Source organism: Psychrobacter sp. PG1 (assembly GCF_014897815.1).
In the GTDB taxonomy this organism is placed as follows: Bacteria; Pseudomonadota; Gammaproteobacteria; order Pseudomonadales; family Moraxellaceae; genus Psychrobacter.
Map to the genome: position 1 here is coordinate 125,474 of NZ_JABUZG010000053.1, position 19,564 is coordinate 145,037.

A 19,564-nucleotide genomic window follows, 5' to 3' on the forward strand; every position below is an offset into this window, starting at 1 on the left:
TTGAGTCTCCGACAATCCCGGGGCGGTTCAATCCGTAACTGGACGTCTGCTCTGAATCGTTTTATGATTATGTTTGATGACCGTATCAGTAAGCATTTAATCTAAATGGCAGTTACACAGAATCTGGGATGGTCTCTGCCTCATAGAAATGAAATAAAAATAGCGCCTGCAATGGGCGCTATTTTTATGAGTCTAGTAAGGGCTCATCAATCATATTTATAAATATTCACAGTTAGACATCAGGATCACTACCGCTTCATTGATTACTTTTCTTTTTATGCTCTATAAACATATATCACCATAAGGGCTCAACGATTAGTCCTGTATATAGTTTTAAGCAGATAACGACCACACTATTCTGATAGCGTACCCACCATAACCTCATCCAAAAACACCTGGCAATCTAAATTCACATCATTTTCAAAAACTGATTATCCAAATCCAAGATTAAAGTTAAATGTATAGCAAACCTCAATAAGGGCGAATACTCGTAATTGGAGACTTCAATGTTACTATTTTTCTTTGAATTCTTTTTGCTGTTCGGGTTATGTATACCTAGACTAATAATATTATCTGGTTTATACGTTTCGAATTTTAAGTCAGGATAGCCTGATAGCTCTTTTTTAAATAGTGACATTATCTCTTCATTACCCCTTACAAGCCAATACTTGTCTTCTATAAGTTCAGCCCCAAGCTTTATAAAATCTACTGCTGCATTCATATCTTTTATAGAGAAGTTGATACTAGGACGCGAAGTGCTCATTTTAGAAGCCGCAACCATAATAAACTGATTCCATTGTTCATTTTTTTGGTCTCTAACTGTAGTAGCGTTCGTAAAAAACTGACTTAAGATCTTCTGCTCACGACCACTCTTCAGTAATGATGGGGTTAACTTAATAGTATCTGTTTCAGCGAAAAACCGCTTTTGGCCTCTTGTAGATAGAATGCCATGAATTCGCATAGCGTTATCAAAATACTGCTGTGCATGTAACCTATTAATATCGTATTTTGCAGCTACGTTATCAACATTTTTATCCTCTACCACATCCTCTAAAAATCCAATAACCCTTCGTAGACCATACCGCTGTAATAGCATTATTCTACTATCATCTTGTACATTCGCTACTACTGCATTATTACAGTTTTCTTGAATAGCAAACTGTTTTGGACTTCTATAATCTTTATTCAATACTTGTCGATACAATAGTTTTTGTATCTTTTGCAGATCTATGTTATTGGTATCACCTTTATATCCATTCTCTTTTAATTGCTTTTTATCTATACCAGTAATATTTTTAAATGTGCTATAAGGCAATCGAATACTCGCTTGACTAAGACTATAAGACGCCATTAGCCATGCGGTATGATTGTAATATTCGAAACCTCTATCAGGTGATAAGTGTCCAAAAAGATGAGCGCAGCTATACCACAAATCTGAGCCACAAGTATTTTCACCCAGTAATCCTTTTTTAATACGTTCAATATCCTCTTCATTGTAGTCAGTCATACTCATGACTAAGTCAGGATGACCTTGCATTACTAATGCTAGATTAGTCATCGCTGTATGCCTAAATCCATGAAACGTCATACCTATATGATCAGATCCTCCTATATCTTTATGCAATAGCTTGAGCAGCTTGATTGGAACATGATCAGCAAGAGGTATATGTGAGGATGACAGTGTAAAAATAAAACGCTGATCATTCTTCGTCCTGTTAATAGAAATAAACTTAATAAACAAAGCCAATTCAGATGGCTTTAACAGTGCAAATAGCGGTACCTCTCTGATGCTTTTGTCTGTTTTTATTGAACGATAATGATTTGGACGTATCATAACTGACGGTTTGTCACGCTGCATTCCCTCGATATCGGCATATTTAAGACCTAAGATCTCTTTTTTACGCATGCCAGTACGATACGCGATAGTGAATAAAATAGTGAGCATATCGGCTTCAACAATATCAATACCAATACGTATCTGTTCTATAAGTGCTGAAAATAGTTGTGGAGAAAACCATTCAGAGCGAATTTTACGCTGCGATGACGTAAGAGATACTTTAACCTTTGGGAATCCATATTCTACTTCAGCAAACTTATGTATTGCTTGTAGACGTTTTGCCGGGTAACTTAAATCTTTGACAGCCATATCATCAAGTATTTCATCATATAGCTCTTCAAAGTATTCAGTTGTCCAACTCTCAAGCGGTTGGTCTTTGGTAAACGTTAGCCATTCATAACCTATAGCGGTTATATATTTGCTGATAGACTCATTATTAATTCCCTTTTTTTCTACAAGAGATAATACCCAACGTATTAATATTTTATAGCTCAAACCTGAAGAATCATGTGATATTTTTAATAGTTCATCGATTATGTTGCTTTGAGACTTGGACTTATTCTGATGCTCATACTTTTTATGTAGTATATTTTTAAGCTCTTTAATAAGATCAAGCTCATCATCTGCCTGACGGCGAGAGGGTTTTTTCTCACATTCGCCATTGGAAGCAATGATTTCAAGATCCAGAAACTCTTTGTTCTCATATACTTTTTGAATAGGCTGGTACTTCTGATGAAGTAATCGTTCAAACGATTTTTTCGTGAGTCCAACGGTATCCTGCTTGCCTTTCATAACGGTTACCGATGCCTGATCTACATTCACATTAGGTAGCATCTCCCAAATATAGCTACTATTAGAGAGCATGAATGCCAACGTTGGTGTTTTAATACTCTGCTTAACTAGGAGTGGAGTTAAAGTGGTTTTTAATATATTTTCAATGCTCGTTTCAATCAGCGTTTCGTGTATCAGCTCATCAAACACTGATATCATCCTAGCTTTACTATGACAGTCATTTAACCGTATCAACCAACACCGTGTGACAGGGTCTAAAACAATCTGCTGATTGCAATACAAGTCATCAGTAATATACTCGTTGCCATATTTTCTGTTCTTATAGTGTCCATGACTAATAATATTGAAGTTTATAAAAGGCTGGCGTTTTGTCGGTTCTCTAATAGTATTTATGTAGCTTACAAGAGTCTTTTTATCATTGATTCCTCCATATATCATTGCTGAAAATATTAGCCACCCTATAATCTGGGTTTCCGTATAACAATCCGTATCTAACCAATAGCGATCAACAATTGTCAAAATACTACTCACTTTCTTACCATTTTTAATCCAGTCAGAATCAACACTTAAAGTATTGACCTTAGCTTTAACTGCTTTTGGAGGCATTGGGTATGCAGTCATTTGGGTCTGAAAATTGTTATTTTGGTAAGCGATAAATTCATTCAGCAGTGTATAGGCCTGTGTTAAAGGATATCCTTGATAGCAGTAGGTAGGGATACTCGACGTCATCTGACTATAAAACACTTCCAGGTCTGTATTAGTTATTCGCTGGCCTTTAGTTATTGGACACATTTTGGCCTTATCGAACAAAGTATCCCAATTTTCTTGAAACATTAGTAGAAGGCTACGTTTATTTAACTCTAGAGGTGTTAGCCGACTCTCTGAATCAATTAATTGATAGCCTGTAGATAATTTGATGAAAAATTTATCAGTAATTCGTCCGTTTGGATTTATCCAAACGCTAGGTTCTGTGGTTTGAATATCAGACATGTTAATCAGCTCTCAGTTGTTTTAAGCGCTCTTCTACGATAGAGGCTAATGATTTTATGCCAATAGTTTGTGCAATAATTTCAAGAGTAGGACCTACTTTATGGATCTGCTGCTTAGAGATTGAAGAATACTTGTTCAACGCCTCTTGATCACGCTTTTCGTGGCCAATAATTGCATTGATCAGCGGTATTGGGGTGCTAAGTCTCTCTAGCTGAGTACGCACAAAATGCCGAACCCAATAGGGATCAATATCTAGCTCATGAGGCGTCGCTTTAATAATATCTCCACGTTTAATGGGATTTAACTGGTGCATAGACTCTAAAAGATTAATAACTGTTGATTCAATATTATCATCTAGCGTCTCAGTGATAAGATTAGATAACTCTCTATTTTCAATAAAGGTCATCCTGAATGTTCGTAAGAAAATTTTGTAGTCTATTATTAGTTGTTTGGCACTTGCACATAGAGGTATTAATCGATCTGTCTTACTACTACGATTAGGCTTATCATCTACGATCAACCAGCCCATTTCTTCATCTATTTGATTGACTGAACCTGGAATGCCGTTGTTAGCTCGAATACCTGTCGACAAACAAATGGCATACCATGTATAGATACTATATCGATTAAACAGCTCAAATGCTGTTTCACTGTTAGAAACCCATAACGTTAAATCTAAGACTAGGTTTTTGACATGTTCAATATTTAGCACCTGCATGCTACCTGTAGAGAAATGTGGTACTGGCTTATCAAAGTAGCCAAGATTGTAAGTTGACCCTGCACTTAATGAGTTCAAACAATCTTTATAAACAGAAACGATGTCATCGTTTGAATGGCTACTGTAATAAATTGCAGGTGCGATAGAGGCAGGTGTACGGCAAATTAAATCTGCATAATGCTCATTACCCGATGGTGTGAATCGTCGGATATACATATGTAATATTTTTGATATGCGAGTATCAGTAAGATAAACAATCTCCAGCTGACTTTTCATGGCTTTAATAAACTCTTTTACCTTCTCCATCGTTAGCTCTGATGCACTAACCTCTGCTAACTTGCAGGTCAAACCTATAGGTAGTGGTAGATAAATGAGATCTGACTTATTTTCAAAACAAGAAGTCTTAAGCTCTGCCCTATCACTTACGCCTAACCTATGCATAATAAATATCTGCTCGTTATCGTACTCAAGCAACGTACTTTTGCTAAAAAAATCAGGAATCAATAATGTTTTGATAGGTAAACCAGTGATCAGAGAAAAAAGCAGGAGAGCTGCTACCGGTTGTGCGCTGTAGGTTACTAAATGATTAAACACTGCCTGACAGCTCATTTTTGAAAGATAGCGAACATTAGTAGCAAGCTCAAAATCATGCGCTGCCATGTAGGTTTGCTGTACCGATTCATCATAGTTATGAAGTGGTGCGATACGTTTAGAGAGATCAGGCTGTGAATAGCTGAAAAAATAATCTGAATTATAAGCATCTACCAACTCTTCAACAGAAACACTTTCCTCAGAAAGAGATGGTTTTTCACAAAAAGGTATTAATTCTATTGGATTATTATCAATAGGATCAGACACGTTGTTAGTATGGAAAAACCCATAAAAATGAGGCTGCGCGTTAACGGGTATAGGTTCAGCTTTAAGATTTTGCCAAGGCTTGTCTTTTATTTTGTCAGGTTTATCTGACTTAGAGTTGCTATTATCACTCGTCCCTGCTTGCTCTTTGTCTTTTTTTTGCTCTTTGTCTTTTTTACTACTTCGTTTATGTTTTCTTTCAGGATAGTAGGCCCATTCTATTATTTGATGGATTTGCTCTATCTGACGCGCACGTTTCTTATAGTTGTTAGTATCGTTTTGTTCCCACCGTGCATTCGCTAGTACTTCAGCACGCTCATTAAGGTCATCTATTAAGGGTTGTAAATATTGCGAGTCAAACTCTAGCCTTGAGAGTGGTAATATAGTTTGAAAAAATTCATGACTCCAAAACCACTGATAGTCTGCAGTTTGTGTATATCCATATATTTTAAATTTCTTTAATATGCTCTTGGCTTGTACTGGGTTTAGATGAATGTGTGATAACACACTAAGATAAATGGCGAACCCTAACCACTCTCTAATCAGCGCATAGTTAGTGTTATAGTCAGTTAAATCTTCAAAATTGTGTTTGATTAGGGCCAATAACCAGTGAATATCTGCTCTCTTATGATTTCTTCTGGGTCTATCGTAATTTGGAAGAGTAGAAACTAAAGTGTTGAAGTCTAAGCACTGATGAGTGTTCGAATGGTAATGATAAAAGATACATTTAACCACCTTGAACTCATCTATGTTGTCATACGAAATATCGTGTGGTAGCAACTGCTGTAATGCAAAATCAATTTCAACTTCATCCATCATACGACTCCTTTAAAGGAGTTTTTTTGCGCGAATTGTAGTAACTAGCTTCTGATGTCCCAATCAGGTTGATAAATATCTTTGTCGTTAATTTCGCAACGTTAAACAACCTAACACAATCATCCTTAGACAGCTGATTTTTCAATTGCTGATAACACTCAACCAAATTCAATACGACCTTATATCTGGTGATAAAAAATATTATCTCACTGAATGCGTAAGACTTAATTTGAGAGTCAGTTAACTTTTTGCTGACGCTAAAATTTAATTCGGATTCATAGATACTGACATCTTGTATATCGGTAGTGAGACAATAATTCAGAATAAAAAAATTGTCGTAGAATAAATACCCTCTACTACCTTGCTTTTCTACTTGAAACACTTGCGAACACTGAATTCGAGTCCAAAATTCAATATCGCTCTTTAACATGTACGGCAAAATAAGGTGATTAAATATTTTATAGTAGCCAATATTAGCTTTATGAACACTTAGCTCTTTTTGCTTTATATCGTTTAGGTAAGTCTTTTTCATAAATAGTGAAATCCAATCATACTTATTGAAATCTTATATAATTTAATCTACTGTTATCTACAGAAATTGCAAATAATTATCGTAAAATAATAATTAATTTCAGTTACTTATACCAAAATATACCAGGATATAGCAAAATATACCTATTTCATCTAAGCTGAGTTTCTACGCTGCATACTTTAAGAAGAAATGATAACCATCCTGCCATTAGAGTCGTAGCTCTTATATCAAATTATTTTTTAGAAGCAACAGATTGCCAGAAAAATGCTGCCTTTGAAACGTTGGCTATAGACAATCCAGAATAAAAGAAATACAGCCCATATCATGAAACAGTTTTATTTTGAACTGACTATATATCCAAATGAGCCATTTATTTAATTCACCTTATATTGACTAATGCGCTTAACAAGTCCGAAAATAGTATGAAATCGTGATCGGTGCGCTATACAGGAATCGAGCTCTAAGCTGTATACTCAATATTTAGAGTGCTTTCAATAACTGTCTATTAACTCGTAGCGCAACTCAATATTTTTGAGAGCTCAGCAACTGATTTGAGATAGTTGTATTATAAATAATAATGTCTATAAAACTAAATTACGATAATTTTTGTCTTCTAAACCATCTCGGCAGTTGTACATTGGTCGAATTTGTTAGCCCATTTAATAGAGCAACGAGCAAAATCAAAAAAACACCTATATATTGAACACCTGATAACATTTGATGCAGGAGCAACACTGCCAAAAATATTGCGGTCAAAGGTTCAAAGATAGTAAATACTGACGCGCGTGTGGCTGGTAGTTTTTCTAATGCTTTCATATATAATGCAAAAGGTGCAATCGTACCCACCAAAGATAAGCCCAGTACATATATCCAGCTAATAACGGGAAGCTGTATCAGCTTATAATAAGTTGTATACGTGGTAGGAATGAACAATAATACAATGCCACTGAACAAAATTGACGTAAAAAAGACAAGCGGTGCAGAGTGTTTATGATGCATGGCGCGTTTACCAAGCACACCATACAAAGAGTAACAAACGCCAGAGAGCAGCCCAACGGCAATACCCAACTTCCCTTCAGTAGTGCCACCCATCGTAGTCATACCAACGCCAATCACTGCTACAACTGCTAATAATGCAGCTTTATAAGTAATTCGCTCATCTAATAATAGGTGCGAGAATATCAAGCTAAAGACCGGCGCCGTATAGAGTAATGCGACTGCCGTGCCTGCACCCACATGAAGCACTGCAAATAAGTAGCAAACCGTCATACCCAGTACGCCAATTAGGGATTGTAGACCAAGCCCAAACCATTGACCGAGTGTTAGCCTACTTAATGGTTTCCAGATCTTAGGCAACATCGCTATAGCAATAATAGCTGCCGTTATGATACGCAATATCGTAATTTGCCAACTACTAAAACCTAATTGACTAAGATAAGTCGAAAATATACCAAGTGTGCCCCAACATATGGCCGCCATGACAATTTGTATGGTGCCAATCCATGGCTTGACATCAACCGCTATAGGTCTGATTTTCAATACTTCCACGACTAGTCACCTCTATTATTGAACATAAAATGTTCGTAATATCATTGAGTAAATATAAAACTGGTACAAAATAACTGAGTGTTAATCAGCATTAGCTTATCTATACAACTCATACTTGCCAGCCTGACTGAATACGTCAACCGCTGAATTTATGACTATCAGTCAATAAACTCAGCGGTTAACTTAGGCTCTGTTAAGTATTAATAAATATAAGTATCTATATCTAAGCGCTGACAGCTTCTTCTGATATGACTTTGACTCTATTAGGAACCAACACACTAACGACCAAGTAAGTGATGGCTGATGCAGCTGATCCGATAAGAGGTCCCTCTACCCAGCCGACAATACCTGATGTTAAGAGATAACTACTACAAACAGCACCGATGATAATAGAGGCAATAGCAGCCATCGTTGAGCCTTTATAAAAGATAGTCACTAAAAGCACGCCAGATAAAGCTGCCATTAAGGTACCGCTAGAGAATATTCCTAGATAGCTAAGCATCGCTTCAGGTAAGAAGAAGGTAGAAATGAAGGCGATAGCAGCCACAATAGCGACCCACAATCTATTCAGTTTCAATAGCTCAGCCTCAGTGCGAGGTTTATTGTCAAATACTGCCAAACGCAAATCATGTGAGGCAGCAGTTGATAAGGTATGCAAGATAGAGTTTGCCGTAGATTTCATAGCAAAAAGAATAAACAAAGTGATCACGCTGCCCACTACACTTGGAATAGCATTGGCTAAATACCAAGGCATTGCTTCATCGGGATTGATCAGACCTGGGTTTTTGATACGAACATATAAGCCAACGATAGGCACCAAACTCAAAATACACCCTAGAATGGCCGTATAAAAGCCTGTTTTGGCAATACTAATATTAGATTTCATCGCCAAAAAACGTACTGACATATAGGGCAATGCAGTACTAAAGATAAGTGCATAGACAAATACTAGAAAAACAGAAGCTTTGGCATTGCCATATGGGTTAGAATTTTCTGGATTGACAAGGTTTGGATCTATCGCATTCAGCTGCGTCATCATATCTGCTAACGGAATGTCAGTGAACACCTGAACCACTATATAAATGGCAGCAGTGGCCATCCCAATCACCATAAAGGTATCAGTCCAAGCAACGGCGAGCAATCCGCCTGCCATGGTATAAATAGTAATAATTACCAATAAAAGCGCAGAAGCCAGAAGAGGTGAAATACCTAGCCAGCTACTACCCAACATACCAAGCGCTCTAATCTGAGCCGTCAAAAATACGGTCAAAAATATAATCATGCCTAAAGACGTGACAATACGCAAAGTGCGAGCAGATACTGAATTTCGATCATTACAGTGCAAATTGACGATAAATTCAGGAATGGTACTACTACCCATCTTCATGGCTCTATTACGCAAATAGACCGCAAAAAATAATACGGCGACGACCATGGCTGGTGCAAAAAAGAAATTACCTAAAAGCTCAATCGTCCCATATTGGTATGCGGCACCAGGTGAACCCATAAAGCCCCAACCACTAAACCCAGTAGCCACGACAGTACCTGCCATAACAAAAGGCCCTAATGAGCGACCGGCTACTAAAAAACCACTTTCCTCATCTGCTGACATGACTTTTGACGCTTTACTAGCCAATACAATGAGAAGCGCAATTGCTGCTAACAATATCATCCAATTAATAAACATGTCGATTCCTCGTATCGTTTACTACATTACTTGTTATGACGCTCTACGAAGAAATAACTCACTGCCAGTAATAGCGTCAGTACATTAATGGTCAAAAACCAAAATAACGTCCAGCTGTTAAGAAACAGGTCCATAATGTTATTTCCTTAATAAGTAAAATGTGAAAATAATTGCATCGTGCGAGGCGCATCATCATCTATGTTGGCGGGCTTAAAATAAGAAAATTATTCATGGTAGCCCACTCAATATAGACAGTATTTATTGATGACACTCCCCTACATTAACGACCGATAATATTATGCTCCGGGCCGTACTTAAAGCCTGTGATATTGTCAGCGCCCGTCTCATTGATGACTAAGATGTCATGCTCTCGATAACCGCCAGCACCCGGCATGCCCTCTGGAATCATAATCATCGGCTCCATAGAGATGACCATACCGGGCTCAAGCACTGTTTCAATATCTTCACGTAGCTCAAGTCCTGCCTCGCGTCCATAATAATGGCTAAGCACACCAAAAGAATGGCCATAACCAAAGCTGCGTTTTTCTAATAAGTCATATTTTGCATAAATTTTATTCAGCTCATGTGCGATATCGCAGCAGCGCACGCCAGGTTTGATAAGCTCAAGACCTGCTTCATGCACTTCACAATTTATCTGCCAGTAGCGTAGTGAATCTGCATCACATTTATCCAAGAACAATGTGCGTTCAAGCGCGGTGTAGTAGCCTGCTATCATAGAAAAACAATTAAGACTCAATATATCACCCGATTGGACACGACGATTGGTCACTGGATTATGGGCACCATCCGTATTAATACCTGACTGAAACCATGTCCATGTATCCATAAGTTCCACTTGACCAAACTGCTCACCAATAGCTTTAACCATCGCTTGTGTAGATGCCAAAGCAACTTCGTATTCGGGCACTCCGTCATAGACAGCTTGTACCAATGCCGCCCCACCAATATCGCAAACCTGGGCACCTTTTTTTATTAGCGCTATTTCTTCAGAGGACTTAACCATTCTCATGGTCATACATGCTAGGCTAATATCAACAAACTCTACATTGGGTAAGATAGCTTTGAGCTTAGCAAAGCGATCCATTGGTAAATGATCGAACTCAATACCAACGCGGCCGTGATTAGGAATTTGTTGAGCAATGGCTTTGAAATAGTTATCACGCTGCCAATCAGTGTAAACAATATTATTGTCGCCCACAGTACGCCGCCAAGGCTGTCCACCATCGATATTGGCTGAAATAGAAACAACTTCTTTTGAAGTAACGACTAGTCCATAAGGTCGCCCAAAAGAGCAATATATAAAGTCAGTGTAGTAATTGATGTTATGTATCGAGGTGAAAAGCGCCGCCACAATGCCATGATTATCTAAATACTCACGAAGTTTCTCATGACGATTTGCATATTCTTGATGACTAAAAGTCGGTTGCACTTTCTGGCCGTTTTTAATTTCGATTAGACTTGGGAGATGCAGATTATCTAATGAGCCATCTAAAGAGGTTAGGTTTAATGAATTCATCGATTTTCGAGAAAAATCTGTAGAAGATAACGTGCTAGTAAGGTCTTTTAGTGCTGACATGGAACGTCTCCAAAGTAGGTAATAATTAACTGAGAACACGTTCGATAATAGAGGTAAAATTAATAAGGTATTTTTTCATAAGCGACATTTTATGTTTATAATCAGACATTCAGAAAAATATCTTAATATTGATTAGAAGTTGAGATGTGTGGGAGGCGAAATAGGATGACGCAGATAACAAAAAAAACGACGGACAAGCCGAGACGTATTGGGTTTTTACTGATTAACGGCTTCACCATGTTAGCGTTCAGCAATATCATTGAGCCACTTCGAATGGCAAACTATGTGAGCGAGCAACTCTTATACTCGTGGGTAGTGGCAGGGTTCGATGACAATAAGACCAGTAGTAGTAACGGTATCAAGTTAAGTCATACTGCACCACTCGATTACTTATTAACCTGCGACTTGGTGTTCGTATGCGGAGGTCACCAAACAGATTACTTGGAATCTAGTAGGCTCATTACTTTAATTCAACGATTGGCAGTACGGGATATTGCACTTGGAGGCTTGTGCACAGGTGCGCTGGCATTGGCCGCAGCGGGCTTACTTGAACAGCAAGCAGCCTCGCTACATTGGGAAAACATCAGCGTAGCCCAAGAAAGCTATCCAGGTGTTATTTTTAATGACCAGATATTTACAATAGCACCGCAGCTATACTCTTGTTCAGGTGGGGCTTGCGCATTGGATATGACTTTACATATCATCAATAAGCATCATGGTCATCACATCGTTTCCAAGATACAAGATATGTTTATTATCACCTCTATACGTGAGCCTACTTACGTACAGCATATGCCCAAGCCAAAAATACTGAGCAGTAGCTATACCAATGTGATAGATGCTATTTCATTGATGAAAACCAATCTTGAAGAGCCTTTAAGCGTTAAGGATATTGCCCGTCATCTTGGATTATCAAGTAGACAATTACAGCGCATATTTAACAAAAATTTTAGTTGTTCACCGCAACAGTATTACGTGCGATTGCGCCTTGAACACGCCAAATATATTCTTAAACATACCACGCTACCTATTAGTCAAATCGTACTAGCAAGCGGCTTTATCGATAACAGTGCATTCTCTAGCACCTTCAAAAAAAACTATGGCATGACACCAAGCCATTACAGGCAAGAGAATCAGCTGATATAACCTATTTTTTATTGACGCAGTAACTAGGATGGCTTAACGGTATTCTTTGACTACCCTAAAGACATCAGAAAATCACTTTATGATTCTGTTTGACGACTGTATTAGTAAGCCTTTAATCTAAACGGCAGTTACATAGAATCTAGGATAAAACCTCCAAATTAAAAAAGCCATAAAAGTCACTGCTCTTATGGCTTTACTATTTTTCATATATTGAAACTTAGACTTAGCTTTGAGTTAAATAAGCTCTTTTAGCTCAGTCAGCTTGTCTAAAATCACATCAGGTGAATACTTCACTAGCTGCTGCTCATTTTGTGCACCAGATAGCACACCTAAAACTAGCCCACACCCTGCATTCTTACCTTCTTCAATATCGATACCACTATCTCCTGCTTTTAACACCTGTTGTGAATTATCAACATTGAACCGCTTCATCGCAAGAGTAATCATATCCGGGTCTGGGCGGCCATTTTCTACGTCATCGGCTGTTACTAGTGCATCTACTTGATCTCCCACAGACCACCCTAAGACAGTCAAAATTTCATTAGCAGTCTTAGCATCATATCCTGTATTTAATACCACTTTACGACCGCTCACCTTTAACTGCTCGAACAACTCTGACATGCCTTCAAACTCAGATAAGGTCTCCTTGCTATAGGCAGTTGCAAGACTGTCTTTAAAGGTAGCAAACGCAGTATCCGTTAACAACTCAATACAAGCATCAGATAAATCTAACCTGTTTAAAATATCGCGGATGGCGTTGCGTTTTTCTTTCCCTGCACCATATTCTAAACATAACTCAAGACTCACTTGTTTATCTGACTTGCCAGCGCTATTCAGTGCTTCATTGATGGCATTACATACGGTTTTATAGACTAGGTTACCTTCATTTACTGTTGTGCCAGCCATATCAAACACACAGAGCTTAATATCAAAAAATTTGTTTTTAATACTGTTTAAACTATCACCATGTGAGCTGCTGCTTATTATATTATTATTTGCTGTATTCATTACTTTGATTCCAATACCCATTCAATTAACTCTTCGCCAAATGCGAAACCTGTTGATGCCCCTGTACCACTGGTGACTGCACCGACCACCACGCCTTTTTCAGGTGATGCCTTAAATACCACGTCATCTGCACTTGGATATACACCCAACCAGTGCTGAGTAATATCTATCTCACCAATATCCATCACCTGCTTGAATTCATTAATGATTAGATCATTAATTCGGGTGTCTCTAAACGGCAGCTCTCTATCACTATAATCATGACTATCGCCGATGATTAGTGATCCATCTTCAGACTGAACCACAATTAGGTGGACACCTGCTTGACGCTCTGCACTTTGAATATCGTCAAGTAAGCTTTTTAGTACCGTAGCTTCAGGTAACTGAGCAAATCCATCATAACGGGCAAAGCTTAAATCTGACATGACAGCGGCATTTAATCTAAATGCTTTTTCGGGCATAACTCGCATCATATTTAGCGTGCACATTTTAGCTTTGGTCTTAGCGAACACGTCTGGATATAAGCCAGTAAAGTCCGCTCCGGGGCAGACCACACAGTGCTCAGCGTTAAGTACACCGCGACTGGTATGCACTTTTGGTAATTCCACTGAAGTCACCGTAGTATGGTTGTAAAAATCCACACTCTGCGTCTCTTGTAACCAATGAGTCAGCTTAGCGATTGCAGTATTAGATTCTACTCTAAGCTCATGTGGACTATATAACACCCCTTCTCCCTTGTTCAGATAAGGCGCGGCTTCATTAATTTCAGACTGTGTCAGTAGTCGGCAACCTTCACCCATTTCTGTCTTTAAAAAAGCTTGTGCAACATCTACCGCTTCAGGTCGCTGCATTAACATATGCAGACCTATATGCTCTACCTGAATACCTGCTTTTGGGGCAATTTCGGCCCAAACATTACGCGAGTGCATGGCGCGTTGCCAATGCTTACCTCGACGCTGACCACTAACGGTCACAAATCCAAAATTACGAACAGAGGCATCTTTGTTCTGAGATTGGCGTTCTACAACCGCAACACTCAGCCCCTTTTTAACGGCGGCGTAGGCGCTTGCCAGCCCAACGATACCCCCACCTACGACAACGACATCGTATGTTTTATCAGAAAGTATTTTGCTCATTGTCATACCTGCTCTTCCCATATATCTTTATTAATTAGCCCTCTACTTGCTTAACCTATGAACTAATATAGCTAAGCATGAATGGGCATTATTTTGATTCAACTAAAATTACTCACCATGGAAAAAAGCACGGTGCTTATCTAACAGCTCGGCAGTTAATGGCTCTGGATAGGTTTTAGAGTTATCAATCTGATTTTCAGCAGCTACTGTCTCACCGTCATACACAATATTTGGATAAATTTCTAATAAACGTGGGCGAGCTTTAGTGACAATTAACTCAGCCATTTTCATTGCTTTAGGATTGGTTTTCTCTCCTTTATCAATAACAGCAACCGATTCAGTCAATGTGTAATTACCTTCACTAGGATCAACAAAATCAATTGGTAAACCTTTTGCTTTATTAGCGACTGCCTGATGACGTAGACCGAAACCGATAGGCACCTCACCTGCCATTACCTTTTTAAGAGGACCAGAGCCAGATAGCTCTAAATTAGGTCCTGCATTTTCACGAATAGCATTCATGATTTGTTGACCTTCAGCATCGGTGCCATATTCAGCAGCAATATCCTGTACAAACAACCAACCGGTTGATGAGCCATTTGGATCAACCATAGAAATCTGGTTTTTATAAATAGGATTCGCTAAGTCTTTGGCACTGGTAGGTATGGGGAGATTATTGGCTTCCATCTCTTTGGTATTGAGTAAGATGGCACCCGTAAAGCTGAGTATCGGTGCATAGTAATTAGGCGTCGCAACCTGTGGATTTGCCGTAAATGCTAACGCTTTAAACATTGGGTTCTTTGCTTGAGCACTTTCGATATAAAACGAGCTCATTGTCACCATATCAGCTTCGATATTTTTTCCTTCTGCTAACAGTCGTCCACCAAGCTCACCTGTTCCGAATGATTGAAATATGTATTGACCTTCAAAGCCTGCCTCATCAAGCACCTCTTGAATAACCTCGACTGCCTCTTCATCAGCATTACTATAAATAATCACCTCCTCGCCAGCCGTATCTCCCGAGCTTTGCGACCCACAACCTGCTACTAAAACTCCACAAGTTAATCCCGTTATTATCGTTTTAAATAAATTCATTGTTTTCCCTGATTATTTGAATAGTTAAAAATTAAATTAGTTTTCGTAATATCAACGCCTAAACTGTGTTGAAATATCTAAGCGACCGTCGTCACTGTGGTTTTTTTCACTTTTATTTTTGTTGTGCCATTAATGCTTCTGGTATAAAGATATCGCGCCACTGCGAAGAATATTAATGCCGTGATATTTGTGAGTAGTACCATCAGCGACAAGATAAAGATCTCATCAAAGCGGGCGAAGTGCTGTAGTTCAACAATCTTTGTAGTTAGCACCATCGTCTTTGCACCTGAAATGAATATCACTGCACTGATGCTAACCATCGCACTGATAAAAAAGTACGAGGCCACTTCGATAAGCGTAAGTATTGAGTTGGGTACAACAATTCGGCGTAAAGACTGTAGCCATGAGTCTCCAAGCAAAGAAGCTGTGGTCTCCCAGCCTAGATTCATTTTTGATAGTGCATTTTTACTCATGAGATAAGGTGTGGAGAAGTAATGAATGATATTACTAATCACAATAATGAAGATGGTGTTCGATATCGATGAGCCTGAGAAAACCATTAGATAGGCAATACCAATAACCATACCTGGCACTGTATTGGTTACTAAGGCTGAGCTTTCGATCGTCAGCTTTCCTATCTTGAATAACCCTGAGCGCTCGTATATCAACGCGGCAACATAGGTAATAATGGTGCCAAAAATAGCTGTTAGTGTGGCGACAATAAGTGAGTTTTTATACACTCGCATTAGGTTCGAGGACTCGATCACCTTAGTAAATGTGTCTGTACTAAACGCCATCTCGTAAGGCCATGTCTTAATCCATGGAATGATGAAGATCACAGCAAATACAAATAGCAGTGAAGTTAAAATGCCGCTGGACAACACACCCAGAATCCTGTCTTTGACTTTAGAGGTAGGCAAGTCAAAATGCTCTACTGAGTCATACCTGACATTAAATCGAGCCACATACCAAAGCAGTAGAATGCTCAAAACAGAGGGGATTAGCATAAACAAAGCAACCACAGAGCCCTTTTCAAACGAGGGAGATGCACCCAGTATTTGGGTATAAAGCTCAGTGGCGATAACCTTGTACTGACCACCAATAGAGGCTGGAATACCAAAGTCAGTAAAGGCCAAAAAGAAGCATTGAATGATAGCGGCTGCAAACGTGCCAATTAAGGGACGAATGACCGTCATATCTATCTGGCGTAAACGTGAATCGCCCATCAATTCTGATACGATCACGAACTTCTTATCCAAATATTGAAAGGTATTGTTAAGCAGTAAAAAGGCTATTGGCAAGGTGTAGATGGTGTAGCCAAGCCACATACCATAGAAACCATATATGTCTTCAAACAACTGAAAGCCAATTATTTTAGTGAGTAGACCTTGCTTACCAAAGGTGTAAATAATGGCAAATCCATAAGTCACTGTTGGCAATAGCATAGGAAACAGTGATGCAAGCTTAATGGTTTGTTTAAAACCCTTTGGCAAGTTAGTCCAGTGCACCGTATAAGCAAGGATAAATGCCAAAAAGGTGGCACTCATCGCACTAACAATGGCGACAAAAAAACTATTTAACATCACTTGTCTGAAGTCATTACTGCTGATGATATCGACATAGTGGCTTATACCTACTCCATCAGCCACATTAAATGACAGCACCAACATTTTACCCAAAGGCACAAACATAAAGACGAGAAATAGCGCACCAATGAAAAGCCACGAAGCTTTCATTAGCGGTGAGTTATTAAGTTTCATAATGACCTACGCGCAAAATAAGTAAGTTTTGAAAGACCAGCGTTGGCCTAGTGCGATTAACCTTTGTTAACCCTTGGAGGTATCTTTAATTGATTTAGCAGCTGTGCGCTGGATTATGGAATTGATATCTTCAGTGACTGAACTGCCATCTAGCACAGGTCTCATTTGAGTGTATTTTTCTAATGGATCAGCTGGCGCATCGTCCGTTTCAAATAGGCTCAAGATATTACGACGTTTGATATTGAGCTGATTTAAGATAAAGCTTTTAACAAAATCATTGGCAGGGTTTTTGATGATTTCTGATGGTTTGGCATATTGAGCTACTTTGCCGTCTGATAACAACAAAATGCGATCAGAGAGTGTCATCGCTTCTTCAGGATCATGTGTCACAATCAAAGTGGTTAGCTCATAACGCTCTGCAATCTCACGAATACGTGTCTTAATGGTCTCTTTAATAACCCCGTCTAAGGCAGATAAAGGCTCATCTAATAATAAAATCTTAGGCTTCATCACTAAAGTACGTGCTAATGCAACACGCTGCTTCTGCCCACCAGAGAGCTGGCTGATTCGCTTATTCAAATGCGGCTTAATCTCCAAAAGGTCAACTAGCTCATCAACCTCCGCTTGTGTGCTGACGTTAGGTCTATTACGTAGCCCATATTCAATATTCTGCTTTACATTCAAGTTAGGAAACAAAGCATAGTCTTGGAATACAATATTGAAACCTCTGTGCTTCATAGGCACACGTGTGATGTCTTCCTTATCATAGGCAAGTCGACCAGAACTAATATCGGTTAGACCTAAAATAATATGCAGCAACGTGGTTTTCCCACAGCCGGATGGGCCCAATATTGAAACAATCTCACCCTTATTTACTTTTAGGGAGATATCCTCAAAAATAACTTTACCATCATATTTCTTAGTCACATTTCTTAGTTCTAACATAATTCAAGCCCAAACTTATATTTTGGTATTAGCAGTGAGTGATAGCTCAAGCAAATACACTTAGGTAAATTGCTCAACGCTTTAATCGTTTACATGTGACTAATATAAGAGATGAGTATGACAGTTTGGTGTCATATATAAGGTTAGCTTATATATTTAATCATTCAGTCTTATTCATCGTGTATAACTTCTCGTACTTCCCAGAGATATGCCTGACAATCTCTGAAACCGATACGAAAGACGGCGGTCATATGACAAAAAAGCCCTATACTTATAATCAGCTAAACATCTTAAACTCTGTGCTTGAGGAAGGTAATTACACGCAGGCAGCTAAACGTTTAGGCGTGTCTCAATCTGCCATTAGCCAAGCACTATCTACGCTTGAAAACAATCTTGGGTTTAAGCTATTTATGCAACGTGGCAGGCACCTTGTGCCAACAGATTACTGCTTAGAGCTTGGGTCGTTGACGAGTAAAATGCGAGCAGTTGAAGATGATCTAGAGCAGCTGATTCAAAGAAGTAAAATCTTTGAATCGGCTATATTAAAGGTAGCTCTATGCAGCCCGCTGCCGGGCACTGAAATTATCAGGCAGTTTAGTAAGCGCTATCCCAAGCTACAAACTGAGATCTATTTTGGTAATTTTTATGAAACGTTCAGTAGAGTAGTTAACGGTCAAGTAGATGTTGGTATTCTTGCAAATGTTCCAAAAAGTGACAAGTTACAGTTTAAGAAATGTGTGAACCGCCCCGGGATTGTCGGAGACTCAACATTCTGAGAGAATACGACAATGAAAAGACAAACCTACACTCCTGAGATTAAAGAACGCGCCGTCCGCATGCTGATAGAAGCGTTGGGCGACTATCCTTCCACATGGTCAGCGATTCAAGCCATTGCCCCTAAGATTGGCTGTACGCCTGAAACCCTGCGGTCGTGGCATAAAAAACACATCGATCAAACTATTCCTGCATCGGTGCAAGCGCAAAGTGATAAAGAGCGCATCAAGGAGCTTGAACGCGAATGCAGAGAGCTCAAGCAAGCCAACGAGATTATACGTAAGGCTGCCGCTTTTTTCGCCCAGGCGGAGCTCGACCGCTGACTAAA

Annotated in this window: 12 protein-coding genes and 1 pseudogene; 3 read left to right on the top strand and 10 right to left on the bottom strand. The window is 39.0% G+C overall.

Translation table 11 applies throughout. The annotated features are described in order from the left end of the window. Positions 1 to 409: 409 nt before the first annotated feature. The 5 genes from INT03_RS06770 to INT03_RS06790 form a co-directional block, all read right to left on the bottom strand. On the bottom strand, positions 410 to 3,619 hold the full coding sequence (locus INT03_RS06770; RefSeq protein WP_193008339.1) for a site-specific integrase: 3,210 nt from the start codon (positions 3,617 to 3,619) through the stop codon (positions 410 to 412). Position 3,620: 1 nt separating this feature from the next. Beyond that, positions 3,621 to 6,008, bottom strand: a complete 2,388-nt coding sequence (locus INT03_RS06775; RefSeq protein WP_193012407.1) for a site-specific integrase — start codon at positions 6,006 to 6,008, stop codon at positions 3,621 to 3,623. Positions 6,009 to 7,134: 1,126 nt separating this feature from the next. Further along, positions 7,135 to 8,088, bottom strand: a complete 954-nt coding sequence (locus INT03_RS06780) for a DMT family transporter (RefSeq protein WP_227522988.1) — start codon at positions 8,086 to 8,088, stop codon at positions 7,135 to 7,137. Between the two features lie 223 nt (positions 8,089 to 8,311). Further along, a complete protein-coding gene (locus tag INT03_RS06785) occupies positions 8,312 to 9,775 on the bottom strand; it encodes a sodium:solute symporter family protein (protein ID WP_102078426.1) in 1,464 nt (487 codons plus the stop codon). Between the two features lie 280 nt (positions 9,776 to 10,055). Then, entirely contained in the window at positions 10,056 to 11,312 is a 1,257-nt protein-coding gene (locus INT03_RS06790; RefSeq protein WP_193008350.1) for a M24 family metallopeptidase, read from the bottom strand. Positions 11,313 to 11,537: 225 nt separating this feature from the next. Between INT03_RS06790 and INT03_RS06795 the strand changes: the two genes are divergently transcribed. After that, positions 11,538 to 12,518, top strand: coding sequence for a GlxA family transcriptional regulator (locus INT03_RS06795; RefSeq protein WP_192992604.1), 981 nt, complete (start codon positions 11,538 to 11,540; stop codon positions 12,516 to 12,518). Positions 12,519 to 12,752: 234 nt separating this feature from the next. Here INT03_RS06795 and INT03_RS06800 read toward each other — a convergent pair whose 3' ends face one another. The 5 genes from INT03_RS06800 to INT03_RS06820 form a co-directional block, all read right to left on the bottom strand. After that, a complete protein-coding gene (locus INT03_RS06800) occupies positions 12,753 to 13,526 on the bottom strand; it encodes a phosphonatase-like hydrolase (RefSeq protein ID WP_193008340.1) in 774 nt (257 codons plus the stop codon). Continuing rightward, entirely contained in the window at positions 13,526 to 14,668 is a 1,143-nt protein-coding gene (locus INT03_RS06805; protein WP_193008341.1) for a TIGR03364 family FAD-dependent oxidoreductase, read from the bottom strand. The genes INT03_RS06800 and INT03_RS06805 overlap by 1 nt, the downstream gene beginning before the upstream one ends. Positions 14,669 to 14,770: 102 nt before the next feature. Further along, positions 14,771 to 15,757, bottom strand: a complete 987-nt coding sequence (locus INT03_RS06810) for an ABC transporter substrate-binding protein (protein ID WP_193008342.1) — start codon at positions 15,755 to 15,757, stop codon at positions 14,771 to 14,773. A gap of 77 nt (positions 15,758 to 15,834) precedes the next feature. Continuing rightward, complete coding sequence (locus INT03_RS06815) at positions 15,835 to 17,517, bottom strand: ABC transporter permease subunit (protein ID WP_193008343.1); 1,683 nt, start codon at positions 17,515 to 17,517, stop codon at positions 15,835 to 15,837. 66 nt (positions 17,518 to 17,583) lie between these two features. Beyond that, entirely contained in the window at positions 17,584 to 18,462 is an 879-nt protein-coding gene (locus INT03_RS06820) for an ABC transporter ATP-binding protein (RefSeq protein ID WP_193008344.1), read from the bottom strand. Between the two features lie 251 nt (positions 18,463 to 18,713). On the opposite strand from INT03_RS06820, the gene INT03_RS06825 reads away from it, so the two are divergent. Then, on the top strand, positions 18,714 to 19,238 hold the full coding sequence (locus tag INT03_RS06825; RefSeq protein ID WP_193008345.1) for a LysR family transcriptional regulator: 525 nt from the start codon (positions 18,714 to 18,716) through the stop codon (positions 19,236 to 19,238). 12 nt (positions 19,239 to 19,250) lie between these two features. Further along, positions 19,251 to 19,564 (top strand): annotated as a pseudogene (locus tag INT03_RS06830) (transposase); the annotation flags it as partial.